8 protein-coding genes are annotated in these 14,202 nt (G+C 50.2%); 2 read left to right on the top strand and 6 right to left on the bottom strand.

All coding sequences use genetic code 11. The features are described 5' to 3' along the window. Positions 1–304: 304 nt before the first annotated feature. Positions 305–4,792: a glutamate synthase large subunit gene (gltB, locus tag EHO60_RS01660; protein ID WP_135766418.1), complete on the top strand. Its 4,488-nt coding sequence runs from the start codon at positions 305–307 to the stop codon at positions 4,790–4,792. Between the two features lie 161 nt (positions 4,793–4,953). Here gltB and EHO60_RS01655 read toward each other — a convergent pair whose 3' ends face one another. The 6 genes from EHO60_RS01655 to EHO60_RS01630 all read right to left on the bottom strand — a co-directional run bounded on the left by EHO60_RS01655 (position 4,954) and on the right by EHO60_RS01630 (position 12,844). Next, positions 4,954–6,066, bottom strand: coding sequence for a glycosyl transferase (locus EHO60_RS01655; RefSeq protein WP_135766417.1), 1,113 nt, complete (start codon positions 6,064–6,066; stop codon positions 4,954–4,956). Next, the gene (locus EHO60_RS01650; protein WP_135766416.1) at positions 6,067–6,873 is read right to left on the bottom strand and encodes a TrmH family RNA methyltransferase; all 807 of its coding nucleotides are present in this window, start codon (positions 6,871–6,873) and stop codon (positions 6,067–6,069) included. It abuts the gene before it with no gap. Further along, positions 6,870–7,736 carry a class I SAM-dependent methyltransferase gene (locus tag EHO60_RS01645; protein WP_135766415.1) on the bottom strand — a complete coding sequence of 289 codons (867 nt, stop codon included), beginning with the start codon at positions 7,734–7,736 and terminating at the stop codon, positions 6,870–6,872. The genes EHO60_RS01650 and EHO60_RS01645 overlap by 4 nt, the downstream gene beginning before the upstream one ends. Continuing rightward, on the bottom strand, positions 7,733–9,019 hold the full coding sequence (locus tag EHO60_RS01640; protein ID WP_135766414.1) for a class I SAM-dependent rRNA methyltransferase: 1,287 nt from the start codon (positions 9,017–9,019) through the stop codon (positions 7,733–7,735). The genes EHO60_RS01645 and EHO60_RS01640 overlap by 4 nt, the downstream gene beginning before the upstream one ends. Before the next feature lie 82 nt (positions 9,020–9,101). Further along, a complete protein-coding gene (locus EHO60_RS01635; protein WP_135766413.1) occupies positions 9,102–10,391 on the bottom strand; it encodes a citrate synthase in 1,290 nt (429 codons plus the stop codon). A 197-nt stretch (positions 10,392–10,588) separates the two neighbouring features. Continuing rightward, a complete protein-coding gene (locus EHO60_RS01630) occupies positions 10,589–12,844 on the bottom strand; it encodes a lytic transglycosylase domain-containing protein (RefSeq protein WP_135766412.1) in 2,256 nt (751 codons plus the stop codon). A gap of 62 nt (positions 12,845–12,906) precedes the next feature. Between EHO60_RS01630 and EHO60_RS01625 the strand changes: the two genes are divergently transcribed. Beyond that, on the top strand, positions 12,907–14,199 hold the full coding sequence (locus EHO60_RS01625) for a tetratricopeptide repeat protein (protein ID WP_135766411.1): 1,293 nt from the start codon (positions 12,907–12,909) through the stop codon (positions 14,197–14,199). The last annotated feature ends 3 nt before the right edge of the window (positions 14,200–14,202 follow it).

Here is a 14,202-nt window from a genome sequence, read left to right as displayed (position 1 = left end):
AAACAGAAAGGGGGGTCGCTTCTGATAAGCGACATCCGGAAGGCCTCAGTCTCCCTGATCTCGATCAAGTCGGAGGGCGTCTCGGACTGAGGCACCTTTCAAAGAAAAACGGACGGTAAGGGTGGCGGGAATTCCTCCAAAAAGATCGTTTTCAATATAGGCAACCGCCAATTTACTGGTCTTAGAATCGAGAAATTGCCGGAAAATTCAGCCTTCGAGCGCAAATCCGCGGCGGTACCAGCGCCGAGAAATGAAATCCGCGCAACGCCCTCGAATTCATACCACCCGAAAGGAAACCTCGCGAATGTTAAAACTTGAAGAACAGTTGCGGATCCAGAAATACTTGGAGGAAAACGGTCTTTATGAGCGTTCCTTCGAGCGTGATAACTGCGGTGTAGGTTTCGTCGCTTCTTATGCGGGCGAATCCAGTCATCGTATCGTTTCCATGGGACTGAAGGCAGTCGGATGCCTGACCCATCGTGGAGCCGTAGACGCCGATATGCAGACCGGCGACGGAGCCGGAATCATGATCCGGATCCCCAAAAAACTGTTCGCGAATTATATCCAGGATATGGGCCACCGTCGTCCCGAAGAGGATTCCATCGGTGTCGGAATGGTTTTCCTTCCCCGCGAGGATATAGACAAACAGGATATCTGCCGCAGTCTCATCGAATCCGCGCTGATGAAATTCAATTTCAAGCTTTACGCGTGGAGATACGTACCCGTGAATCCGGAAGTGCTCGGCCCGAAAGCCAACGCATCGCGCCCTCAGATCGAGCAGGTGCTCATCGGAAAACCGGAAGGGATGTCCAACGAGGACTTCGAGACCAAGCTATTTTTAATTCAGAAAAAAGTAATGCGTGACGCTCTGAAACTTTCCATGAGCGAAGACTTCTATATTTGTTCGTTTTCCTCCGAAAGGATCGTATTCAAGGGTCTTTTTAACGGAAACCAGGTGGCGCAATTTTACGAAGATCTGAAGAGCGATGAGATGGTATCTCCGTATTGTATCTTTCACCAACGTTATTCCACGAATACGTTTCCGAGCTGGGCTCTCGCTCAACCTTTCCGTATTTTGGCTCATAACGGAGAGATCAATACGATCGTAGGAAACCGAATCTGGATGCTTGCCAGGGAAGAGGAATTGGAATGCGAAAAATGGGGAGAAGCCCAAAAGGAGATCCACCCGATCATTCGCCCCCATTTGTCGGATTCCGCCAGCTTGGACAATGCGATGGAGGCGATCGTACGCTCGGGCAAGGACGTGCTCCACGCCAAAGCGATGCTGATCCCGAACGCCTGGAGCAAGAACTTCCAGATGTCCGAGGCGTTAAAATCTTTTTACGAATATAATAATACTCTAACGGAACCCTGGGACGGTCCGGCCGCCCTGGCATTCGCCGAAGGGGACTGGGTCGGGGGCGGTCTGGATAGAAACGGACTCCGGCCCGCTCGGTACGTCACTACGGAAGACGGTCTGGTGGTCATGGGCTCCGAAGTCGGGCTCGTCCAGATCGACGAGGATATTATCACGAAAAAAGGGCGTCTCGGTCCCGGAGAGATGCTCGCGGTAAATCTGAAGGAAGGAAAGGTTTACTTCAACGAAGATATCAATTCTCTCTTCGAGAAAAAATACGACTACCGCGAATGGTCCAAGGAAAACGTGGAATACCTGGATCAGACGATAGACGATTCGATTGCCGATGCGGTGAACTACAAAGGAGACGATCTAAGAAGAAGACAGATCCTATTCGCGTATTCTCCCTATAAACAAAAGGCGGTGATCAAACCTCAAGCCGTTGCCGGAAAAGAAGCGATCGGCTCCATGGGAGACGATACACCCCTTTCGATTCTGATGCTTTCCAGGATCGGTTTGTACACGTATTTCCGTCAGAGATTCGCTCAGGTAACCAATCCGCCGATCGATTATCTCCGGGAAAAAGGGGTGACTTCCCTTTACACCCGTCTGATCAAAAAGATGAATCTTTTCGGAAACGAAAAACCCCAGAACTGTCTGGTACTGTCCCATCCGTATCTCACGAATCTAGGCCTACAGAGGATTCGGGAAAAGGACGGCAAGCAGTACAAGATCCTGACTTTGGATGCGACTTTCGAAGCGCATCATGAACCTGGTACGGATCACAAATATCTGGAAAGGGCTTTGGACGAGCTGCTTGCAAATGCGGTCAAGGCGGCCAACGAAGGTGTGAACATCCTGATTCTTTCCGATAAGAGGTTGAATAAGGAAAGGGCGCCGATCCCGATGGAACTGGCCGTTTCCGCCGTCCATAACCATTTGATCCGGAATAAAAAACGTTCCACTATGAGTATTCTCGTGGAAACGGGTTCCGCTTTCGAAATTCATAATATTGCTGTTCTGCTCGGATACGGAGCTTCCGGCGTGAACAGTTATCTGATATGGGATACTCTGTTCGACCTCTGGTCAAAAGGGGATTTCGATTCCGAGGACGGAAAACGTCCTTCTCTTGCGGAACTCTGTAAGAATTACCGCGCGGGTGTGGACGACGGACTTTTGAAAGTCATGTCCAAAATGGGAATTTCCATCATGTCCTCTTATATAGGAGGACAGGTATTCGAAGCGATCGGTCTTTCCAGAACACTGATTTCCAAGTATTTTCCCGGTACCTATTCCAGGATTTCAGGAATCGGAATCGGAGGGATAGAGCAGAATATCCTCAGGAATCACGACCAAGCCTTCAATAAGGAAATTAATCCTGAGGATTTCATTTCCGAGAAGGACGATCAGCCTCACCGCTGGTCCCCGAAAGTGGTCAAGTTCATTCGAAAAGCTGCGGTGGACAACGATTACGAGGCGTTCTTGGAAGCCTCTAAAATTTTACGAGAAAGCGATCCGATTAATATTCGGGATCTGTTCGATTTCGTGGAAAGAAAGGCGGTTCCGATCGAGGAAGTGGAAACCGTTTCCGAGATACAAAAGCGCTTTTTGACTCCCGGTATGAGTCACGGGGCTTTGTCTATCGAGGCGCATACCGATCTTGCCGTCGCGATGAACCGCTTGGGAGCAAAGTCTTCTTCCGGAGAGGGGGGAGAAAATCCTTCCCGCTTCGTGGTGGATTCCAAGGGGGACCTGGCCAATTCTTCCATCAAACAAGTGGCTTCCGGTCGTTTCGGGGTTACTTCGGAATATCTGAACTCCGCCCAAGAACTGGAAATCAAGATCGCCCAGGGCGCTAAACCGGGGGAAGGCGGTCAGTTACCTGGCAAGAAGAACAACGAGGAAATCTCTACGAACCGTCATACTCCGATGGGTATCGATCTGATTTCCCCGCCTCCTCACCACGACATTTATTCCATCGAGGATTTGTCTCAGCTGATCTACGACCTGAAACAGGCGAATCATAAGGCACAAGTCTCCGTAAAATTGGTATCCGAGGCCGGCGTGGGCACCATCGCGGCGGGAGTCGCGAAGGCGAACGCGGATATCATTCTGATCTCCGGTCATGCCGGAGGAACCGGGGCCGCTTCCCTAACTTCCATCAAGCACGCCGGATCTCCGTGGGAACTCGGACTTTCCGAAACCCATCAAGTTCTTGTAATGAACGGATTAAGGGATCGGATCGTTCTGCGGACCGACGGAGGTATCGTTTCCGGACGTGACGTGATTATCGCCGCGTGTTTGGGTGCGGAAGAATACGGAATCGGCACGGCTTCTCTAGTCGCTTTGGGTTGCATTATGGCTCGCAAATGCCATTTGAACAACTGTCCGACAGGGATCGCGACGCAAGATCCGAAGTTCCGCTCGAAGTACAAAGGATCTCCGGATCAGGTCGCGAACCTAATGACTCTGCTTGCTATGGAAGTGAGAGAATATCTCGCAAAACTGGGATTCCGTTCCATGGATGAGATCATCGGTCGTACGGATCTTCTAAAACAGATCACTCGTTACGAGCAGGATCGACTGGATTCTTTGGATCTGAATCCGATTCTCGTTCGACTTCCTCTTCTTTACGATTCCGTAAAGAAAAAGAATCGTTTGGAAAGAAGAGAGCCGGTGGGCGAGGTGCTGGACGATCGGATCATCAAAGACGCGGAACCCGCTCTGGAAGGTAAGACCTCCATGTCGCTTTCCTATTCGGTCCGAAATACGAATCGGACCGTTGGAGCTAAAATCTCCGGTTTGATTTCCAAGAAATACGGATCCAAAGGATTGCCGGGAAAACTGGAAGTGATTTTGGAAGGAACCGCCGGCCAATCTTTGGGTGCATGGTTAGCCAAAGGAGTCCAACTCACTCTCCACGGAGACGCGAACGATTACGTCGGTAAGGGACTCTGCGGTGGAACCATCGTAGTCCGGAAACACCGTCGGTCCAAATTGAAGGCGTACGAAAACGTGATCATCGGCAATACCTGCCTGTATGGTGCGACTTCCGGAAAACTGTTCTGCTCGGGACGGGCAGGAGAAAGGTTCGGGGTTCGGAACTCGGGTGCGGACGCGGTCGTCGGTGGAGCCGGGGATCACTTCTTGGAATACATGACCAGCGGAACCGTCGTATGTTTGGGGCCGGTAGGGAAGAATATGGGCGCCGGGATGACCGGCGGTAAGGCCTATTTCTTTCAGAAAGGTTGGGAACTTGAGCCTTTGCTGAATAAGGAATACGTGAAAATTGTGGGGCTGGAGCACGAGGATACTGATGCGATCAAATCCTTGATCACGGAGCACACAAAATTGACGGGTTCGGAATTGTCGGACGAGATTCTAAAGAACTGGGATGCTTCGAAGAAGTATTTTGTGAAAGTGGTTCCGAAGTAAGTTGGGTCTCCCCGCCCTTCCTGGGCGGGGGCCGGTGTGGTGGTACCCTTCGAAGTCCGTATTACAAAGGCTTAGATTCGGCAAGCGTTTTTATCGGGGTTTTCTTTTGTTGGAGCTCCTGCAAGAAAGGCGTTCGATTTTTCCTCGCGTGTTCAGCTTTCCTAGAGCAGCTTTTCGATCGATTGGAGAATGTCTTCCGCACCGCTTCTTTGCAGTCTCGGATCTTCCACCGGAACGGCGGCTTCCGCCTTTTCCCGAGCTTCTTTCCATCGAAAAGAATACAAATGTTCGTGGTCGATGTAAGAGGATTTGAAATTGTTTTCCAGCGCCTTCACCAAATAAGGATATTCGGGAAAATCGCCTCGGTCCGTATAGAGCACCGGAGTTCCCGCCAAATAGGATTCGCTTAAGATTCCGTAGCCCGGTTTTGTCAGCACGAAATCACAGGCAGCGATGAGGTCCGGATAATGGCAGGGAGGAACGGAAACGACCCCTAGGGAATTCGGAGCAGGACCCTTTAACTCCGTTCCGCTGGTAACGATTCTTTCTTTCGCAGGATTCCAATCTTTCCATCGAAAACGTCCGGGTTCTATCCCGTAAGCCCCGAAGGAAAAAAGATAATAGGTTACGTCTTTTTCGAAACCGAACTGCAATCGTGCCGCCTCTTTGGAAAGCCCCGGTTTTCTTCCCAAGAGTCCGATTTCATGGGTTTTGGGTAGGCAGGAAATCGGGCACGAAAAGGGGAGGACCAGGCCTAAATCGCAAAGGGAGTATTCTTTTCGTATTTCTTCCGAAAAGGAGTCTAACGTTGATTTTTTATAATGCGAATAGATAAAGTCCCAGGTAAAATTTCCGAGAAAGACGGATCGAATCCCCAGTTCGGAAGATAGCGCAAAGGGAAGGGAAGAAGCGTCCGACCAAAGCAGATCGAATTTTTCCGCTTTTATGGATTTGATTTCCTTTTCCAGCCACTCGGATTTTGCTTCGCGAAAGTTCCGGACTTCCGCCTCTGTGGTTTCCAAATCCATCCCGAGGGAATCTTTCTGCACTATGCCCACGTCCGTTTTGGCCTTTCGGAAACCGATCCTGTCCCTAGAGGCGATCCAATTCGGATTCTTGACGAGAGTTCGGGAAAATTCCTCCGCTCTTTCCGAGACGATCGTCGCGGACCATTCCGGTCGGGCAGAGAGAAGGAAGGTGATCGCTTCTAGGCTACGGCTGATGTGCCCGAATCCGTGACTGCCTACGTAGGCGAGAATACGAACTTTCGCCATTTAGGGATTCTGCCTTAAGGTTTCGTACATTAAGATTCCTGCAGACATTGCCAAGTTCAGGCTATCGGCCTTACCGTTCATCGGGAGGGACACCGCCAGGTCGCAGTTCGAGCGGGCAAATTCGCTTAACCCGTATTGTTCACTTCCGAATACCAACGCTATTTTTCCTTTGAGATCCGTATTCCAGTAGATCGTTTTCGCCTCGGGAGTGACAGATATCGTCCTGTATCCGGAGTTCTTTAAGAAGGGGATGGATCTTTCTATGGTCGTCTGATATACGTCCAGGGTAAATAGGGTCCCGGTGGAAGAACGGATCACGTTCGGATTCAGAAGATCCAACCTAGGATCCGCCACCAAAATCGTATTGAATCCGGCCCCTTCCGCGGTTCTCAGAATCGTGCCTAAATTTCCGGGTTTTTCCACTCCTTCGATCACCAGTACGGGAGAGCCGGTCAAAGCGAGATTTTCCGGAAGGGAAAAGTCCGGTAGAAAGGCGGTGGCGATCAACCCGTCGGGTCTATCCCGATAGGAAATTTTCTCGAAGATCTGTTTCGGGACGATGATCGTTTTGGCCTGCAAGGATTCGACTAACTCGTCTTCGTTTTCTCCCAAATAACAATCCGGGCAGGTGAGGATGTATTCGAACTTCAACTTTCCCGAAGCCTTTGCGCGGGAGATTTCCCGGTATCCTTCCAGAAAGAACGCATCCGCCTTTTCCCGATTCTTTTTCTCCTTTAGGCCGGAGATGTACTTTAGCTTCTCATTGGAAAAGCTCGTGATTTCCAAGTAATATCTTTTTCCCGTCAAAGCTCCAGCCTCTTGGAATGGAAAATGCAATTGGATCCGGCGGGATAGGATCTTCCCGCTGTTTCCCGGATGGATAATTCCTCCGTCAAATACGAACCTTCGATTCGAATCCTACCTTCCAGGATCCTTCGTAAAGCGAGGGGACTGAATCCCGTAGAGTGGCAGGTAAGTACCACGAATTCGGGTTTTCCGTCGCAAAGCTGCATCAATAGGTCCATCATTTCGGGAAGGTCCCTTTCGATTTTAAAAACTTCTCCGCTGGCTCCTCTTCCGAACGTGGGAGGATCCAGAATGAATCCGAGGTATCTTTTTTTTCTCCGGATTTCCCTTCCTAAAAATTTGATCACATCTTCCACCATCCAACGGACTTTCTTATCGGCTAGGCCGGAGGCTTCCGCGTTTTCCCGCGCCCAATCCACCATCCCTTTAGACGCATCCAGATGGCAGGCGCTCATTCCACCGGAGAGAGCGGACAAGGTGGACAAACCCGAGTAGGCAAACAAATTCAATACCTCGCCTTGGCCGGAGAGTTGGGAAGAGAGGAGTCGGATTCGGTTCCAGTTCTCCATTTGTTCAGGAAAGAGTCCGAGGTGTCCGAAAGGGGTAAAACGGATCTTTACCGTAAGAGGACCCACCTCGATGAAGAATTCCTCTTCCGGGCGAAGGTTCCACTTCCAATTGCCTCCGCCCTTGTCGTTTCTATGGTATTCTCCGTCGGCGTCCTTCCAGAGCGCGGGCTTCGTGGGCGGCCAGGCGCTGACGGGAGAGGGACGGACGATCGTATAAGCGCCGATACGTTCCAATTTTTTGAAATGGCCGGAATCCAAAAGTTCGTACGTTCCGCTAAAACCGTTTCGTTTCATTCTTCTTTCTCGAGTTTTTCGATCGGATTCATTTCCAGATACAGATGGACCTTAAAGTATTTGCCTTCGGGAAATTCCCGCAAGACGGGATGGTCCGTCTCGGGAGGAAGACGAAGCATAGATCCGTACTTCCATCCTCGGGAACGGATCGTTTCCCGGCCAATCTTTTCAAATTCTAGGTCGGAGATCCTTCCCGAACAGGAGAGTAGAACCAAGGTCCCTCCCGCTTCCAACTTCTCCAGGCTTTTGGAAATCAGGTTTTTGTAGGCCTTTTTTGCGGAAGGAAGGGCCGCTTGGTTCGGGGCCAAATTGGGCGGATCCAGAACCAGGAGTCCGAATTTGCGGTCCCCCAAAAAATTCCAATCCCGGAACAGATCGGAGCGAATCAGTTCATGATTTCGCAGGAAAACAGGTTTACTTTTTTCCCGAAATTCGCCTTGCAAAGTATTCTCCGTCAATTGGGAGGCGAACTCCTCCAAGACCTCTTCCGAGCCGTCTATCGAAGTCACGGATAAGGCTCCTGCCTGTGCCATGCAGAGGGACGTGAGGCCGGTATGGCAGAATAAGTGAAGGCAATGTTTGTTTCGAGAGAGACTCTCGTTTTCCAATAGATAAGTGCGGAGATTCCGAACATCCAGGAAGAAACTTCCTTTTTGGCCCGGGATCTTGGCGTCGAATCGGAGATCTTTTAGGCGAACGGTTTCCCGGATCGGAAGAGGGCTTTTGCCTCTTAGGAATCTGGTCTTTACGGATTCTCCTTCTCCCATTCTTTGCGGAGAGACCATTAAGATCCTGAGAGGAAGAGAGGACGGGTTTTCGGAAGCGATCGAAAACAGTATCCGAACGACCAACCTCGCGAATCCGTACAGACCCTTGGAATACGTTTGCACGACCCAAGTCTTTGCATACTTGTCCACGGTGATTCCCGGGACACGATCGTTCTCTCCATGCAAAAGTCTGTAAGCATCCGTGGTCGTTTCGAGGCTTTTTCGTTTTTCGAAGGCGTTAGCAATCGTCTTCCGGAGCATTTCGAGCGAAAATTCGGGTCCGCGTTGCAGGATTCGGATCGCGATCGGTCCCTTGGAGGAGTAGATTCCGTAGCCGACAACTTCGTTTTTTCCGGAGACCAACTTGAGTCTGTCTCCATCCCGAAAAACGGAGGCTGCCGAGGATATATTTCCTCTTAGAATCCAGGGGTGACCGGATTTCAGGATCGCTTCGGAACTTTTATTGAGTTGGTAGCGACGCGCTTTGCGAAAGTGTTGCGGGAGTTTTTGAGACAAATCGTTTGCGGAGTTGTGAAAGCCGATCCCCGAGTTTTCACCGGGGGATCGGGCGAAGAATGTTTCCTAAGCAAAGAACGAATTAGGACTTCTTCTTTGCGTCGTCGTAGGAAGTATCCGTCGTTCCGGTATAGATCTGTCTCGGACGACCGATCTTCATATCGGGGGACTCGATCATTTCCTTCCACTGGGCGATCCATCCGGGAAGACGTCCCATCGCGAACATCACAGTGAACATATTCACCGGGATTCCGAGGGCGCGGTAGATGATCCCGCTGTAAAAGTCCACGTTCGGATAGAGTTTTCTTTCCACGAAGTACGGATCGTTGAGCGCCGCTTCCTCCAATTCCTTTGCGATGTCCAAGAGTGCATCCTTGACTCCTAGGCGGGAGAGCACAGAGTCGCAGGCCTTCTTAATGATTTTCGCTCTAGGATCGAAGTTTTTATAAACGCGGTGCCCGAATCCGGAAAGGCGGAAGGCATCGTTTTTGTCCTTGGCCTTCTCCACGATTTTTTTCACAGGAAGTCCGGAGGCTTGGATTTCCAACAGCATTTCCAGGACTTCCTGGTTGGCTCCCCCGTGACGAGGTCCCCAAAGAGCGCAGATCCCCGCGGAGATCGCTCCGTAGAGATTCGCCAAGGAAGATCCCACGAGTCGTACCGTGGAAGTGGAACAGTTTTGTTCGTGGTCCGCGTGTAGGATCAGAAGTAGATTCAAGGCCTTTACGATTTCCGGATCGATGTAGTATTCCTCGCTCGGAACGGAGAACATCATGTTCAGGAAGTTCCCGCAATAATCCAGATGATTCAACGGATGGATGGTCGGTTGTCCCAGGGATTTTTTATAAGCGAAGGCCGCGATGGTCGGGAACTTCGCTAAGAGGCGAATCATGGAAATATGTCTGTGTTCCGGATTTTCCGGATCGTAGGAATCCTGGTAATATGTGGAGAGAGAACCGATCATAGAGGACATGATGGCCATCGGGTGACCGTCTTTCGGGAATCCGTTGTACAGTCGTTTCAGATCCTCGTGGATCAGAGTGTGCATGGTCAGTTCCTGGTTCCACTTCTGCAATTCCGCTTCGTTGGGGAGGTGGCCGTAGATCAAAAGATAAGCCACTTCCGTAAACGTGGATTTTTCCGCGAGTTGTTCGATCGGAATCCCACGATATCGTAAAATTCCCAACTCTCCGTCCAGGAAGGTTACCGCACTGGTACAGGCACCCGTATTCAAGTAACCGTTATCCAGGGTGATGTAACCGGTCTGCTGTCTGAGTTTGGATATATCGATCGCCTTCTCGTTTTCCGTCCCGACGATGATGGGAAGTTCGTATTCCTTTCCGTCGATCTTGAGGATTGCGGTGTTTGCCATTTTTTTCTCCTGGGATATTTGTCTCTAATACCGATCTCCGAGTACATTTCCCGTCGAAGTTCGCGAAAAAAAAGGGGCTCGGATTCGATTTTCCGTGGGCAAGATATAAGACCTGTCTCGCTTCGAAACTTTCCGCAAGTACTATCCTATGGATCTGAAATTCTAGACAATCCAAAAAGAGAGGGAAAAGCCGGAGTTCAGCGGTTTTTATACAATCTCAAGTTTTGGTAATTGTAATAGTTCGAAGTAACGATTCTGCAATAGTCGCGAGGTTCCTTTACCGGAAGTTCCTCCAAAAAATGGTTAAAATCTCCCCTGTAATGATTGCGTTTCCATTTTCTCAGGTTTCCCGGGCCGCCGTTATATGCGATGGAGGCCCATTTCAGATCGTTTTGGTTGGAGGATAAAAGATATTTTAGGAACCGTGCTCCCATCTGGATCGAAATTTCCGGATCGAAGAGGGAGTAGGGCCCCAAGCCCAGTCCTTGGGCAAGTCCTTTTCCCGTAGAACCCATGATCTGCATGAGTCCTCTCGCATTGGAAACGGAGATCGCGTTTTCCTTAAAAAAGGATTCCTGTCTCATCACCGCATACACGATGTCCTCTTCGATTCCGAAGGATTGGGAATACTTGGCCACCAGATCCCTGTGGGGCCTGGGATAAATGCGGGAGGAGAGTTTTGAAGGGAGTAAGATCACGTCGTCCGGAATCCGACGTTTTTTCATCAGATTTCTGGTATGGTACACGGTTAGGTATTGGTTTCCGGTCAGTTCTCCCAACGCGGCGAGGATTTCTTCTTTTTCGTCTTCTCCCGTTCCGTTTTGAGATTTGTATTTTTCCACGAGGGAGTACGCGTATGCCATCTCTCCGATTTCCAAATATTCCTTCGCGCTCTGTAAAAGTTGGTTCCCGCGGACTCTACTGAGCGCGGAATCGATTCGCACGTCCAATTGAAAGGCATCGGAAAAATAGGCGAATTCCAGATCTCGCCCTAGGATTTTTCCGGCGTAGGCAGGATCTCCGGCCGTCAAGGATAGATACTCGAAAAGACTCTCCTTGTTTCGGAGAGGATTTTCCGGCGCGGCCATCGAGGTTATCTCCGAGGAAAATTCTTCGCGTATCACTCTCGTATAATAGGAGCCGGGTATGGAAGGATAATAGGATTTCAGCCAGCCTCGGAGTTCCTCAGTTTTTCCTAATCGTTTCAGGTTACGTAGGTGCCAATAGACCAATCTCCCTTTGACAGGCAGGTTCGGAATCCTACGCAAGGCTTCTTTCCAGTATGAATCCCCCAAAAAGTGTTTTTGGTCTCCAGTGATGAGATCGATCAGTTCGTCCTGTCTGGTCAGATTGTACGGGTTGCGTTCCAAAGAGGAAAGAAGACGGTAAAAATACTTGTCCTGGTTCCCGAGTTTTTTGTAGGCCCGGGCATAGGCGTATTCCACTTCGTCCGTAGAAGCCGGATCCGCGTTCTCCAGGATTTTCAGAGCGGCGGCTCCTAAGCTTTGGTTGGAAACTTCCCTGGAAATCGAGGCGGTAAAATCCGGATTGGATTGGGCAAACGCCCTATGCCTTGCCAGGAAAGGCACAGCCTTTTCCGGGTGGAACTGGGCCATCGTTCTTGCAGCGGTTTTAAAACTTTCCAGTTTTTGGAAAGTACTAGAATTGAAATCCCCGTGAGAGGACAAAAAGGATTTTCGGTCTCCGCTAGATAGATAGGGAAGAAAATGTACTGCAGTCTCCACTGGTAGGGAACGATAAAATCCTTCTCCTTTCCAGGTTTTGAGGTCCGTTAGGATGTCCTTCTTGGTGTAGGAAGGAACGTAAGGGTCCTCTGCCAAAGTATAAAACAAGGCCTCCGATTTTTGGACGTCTCCCGATTTATAGAGAGCTTTTCCGTAACGGTACTTCGCCATGGGGCCGAAATATTCCGCCTTCTCCTGTTCGGAAAAGGATTCCGCATACTCTTTGGCTTCTTTGTATTGGCCCGCTTCGTACAGGATCCTGAGAATTTCGGAAATCACGTTTCGGTAGATCGGATCGTAGCTCTTGGGAAATTTTTTCAGATAGGAAACGAATTCGGAGGGGGAAAGGCTTCTTCTCTTCAACATTTCCTCGTATAGTTTCCAGTAGGTTACTTTCGTAATCGCACTCGTGGAGGGGAGGGGATTGGCGATGAGCTCCAAGAGATCATCCTTGCTTACGCTCGCCACCATTCTTCCTTTTAATAAGGATACCAAGTACCGGAGTCTGGCGTGTTCTTCGCCGTCCGGGTGGCTTTCGTGAAAGCGGACCATCGCGAAGACTTCGGACTCCGTGCTGGGGTGCCTTTCCCGGAAGATCCTCCTGATTTTTTCCAGACTATAGGATTTGGTCAGGTATTTTACGTCGTCGTTCCCCAGAAGGCTGCCGACAACTAGTAGCAGGGGAACTGCAAAGAGGATCTTTTTCATGCTATCTTTCAGTCTTTCCTAGGTGAATGTAGCTTCAACTCCAAAAAGGGGATCGGACGGACATGCAGGTTTCAATTTCACAGACGGAATGGCCAGAAATCACTCTCGGTCGTCCTGCGCCGCCGCCGGAGCGCCAGAGCCAAGCCGTTTCCAAACCTTCGCCGGAAATACTCAGGCTGAAGACCAAGATTCTGGAGAATTATAGCGGAAGCATCCTCACACATCTGAAGCCCGCCGATTGTCTTCGTTCCGATTTGTTCGGCGGTTTCCGATTTCTTTCTCCTCGCACGAATTGGATCCGAGAGGAAGGGATCACGGAACGAGAAGAGAAACTTCTCCGCCTTTTTTTCGAGGAACTCTTGGAGGAGTTGGAAGGGCACGAAATCTGGGACGGGGAATTGTTTTCCCTCTGTTCGGCGTTTTTATTATGCGAAGAAAGATTGCAAGATTACGGAAAACTGTTGGATTCCTTTCCGACAGGTCTTCCCGAAGCTAAGGACGGTCGGACCCTGTTGTTTTTTTTGGGATTGTCCGGGGATACCCACGCGGAACTTTCCGAGGGTACGGAGGAGAAGGTCAGGCTCGTTTCCGCGCACAAGACTTCCGGTCTTTCGGAAGAGCAAAAATTCCGGCTTTTTGATCTGGTCGTTTCGGGGAAGGAACCAACTCTTCTGGGACTGGCCTACCATTATTTCAGATCGAACCCGAGCGGTCTCCGAAGCGTGACCGTGTTGGACGCCATGCTTTCTCGGAGATTGCAGGAATTCGAATTGGGAGAAGTGGATTCCTTTTTGAAGGACTATGAAACCAGGCATTCCATCCGAGACAGATTTTTCCTGCTGAAGCGCAGCATCTCCAAGGAGCTTCTGAAGGATTGGATTCTGGAGGAGAAAAGAAGGAACGGTAGAGAGGAACTCTCCGAATCCCTAAGAGAGACGGTTTCCGGAACCGGAGATGAACCTCTTTTTGAAAGATACAAGATCCTGAAAGAGCAGGGTCTCGTTCATACCTTGCGTCCTTTCGAGCTCCTGCTTCTTTGGAACTCGACGGCGGCTTCGGAACTGGAGGCCGGGTTGGTGGATCTGGAAAGACTGTATCCGGATTCCTATCTCACTCATAGAGCGATCGCGGTACGGGAATTCAAGGAGAGAAAATTCGAGGCTTTTCTGGATCGTCTCGTTCGGACCGGTAGGTTCCAATATTCTTCCGAGATGTTGTATCTCAAGGCTGTGACCTTACTCGAGATGGGAATGGCAGAGGAAGGGACGAAACTGCTGGAGTCGTTAGTCTACAAGTTTCCGGACTCCGACTTTCTGAGATTGGCGTTGGAGAGATACCGGAAGAAGTCCGGGTAATCT

The organism is Leptospira fletcheri, from assembly GCF_004769195.1.
Taxonomy (GTDB): domain Bacteria; phylum Spirochaetota; class Leptospiria; order Leptospirales; family Leptospiraceae; genus Leptospira_B; species Leptospira_B fletcheri.
Note: the sequence above shows the minus strand (reverse complement) of the source record. Positions and strands in the feature narration are given on the sequence as shown.

Coding starts and splice junctions, on each gene's coding strand:
- gltB (WP_135766418.1), top strand. CDS start 305: ATGTTAAAACTTGAAGAACAGTTGCGGATCCAGAAATACTTGGAGGAA.
- EHO60_RS01655 (WP_135766417.1), bottom strand. CDS start 6,066: ATGGCGAAAGTTCGTATTCTCGCCTACGTAGGCAGTCACGGATTCGGG.
- EHO60_RS01645 (WP_135766415.1), bottom strand. CDS start 7,736: ATGAAACGAAACGGTTTTAGCGGAACGTACGAACTTTTGGATTCCGGC.
- EHO60_RS01635 (WP_135766413.1), bottom strand. CDS start 10,391: ATGGCAAACACCGCAATCCTCAAGATCGACGGAAAGGAATACGAACTT.
- EHO60_RS01630 (WP_135766412.1), bottom strand. CDS start 12,844: ATGAAAAAGATCCTCTTTGCAGTTCCCCTGCTACTAGTTGTCGGCAGC.
- EHO60_RS01625 (WP_135766411.1), top strand. CDS start 12,907: ATGCAGGTTTCAATTTCACAGACGGAATGGCCAGAAATCACTCTCGGT.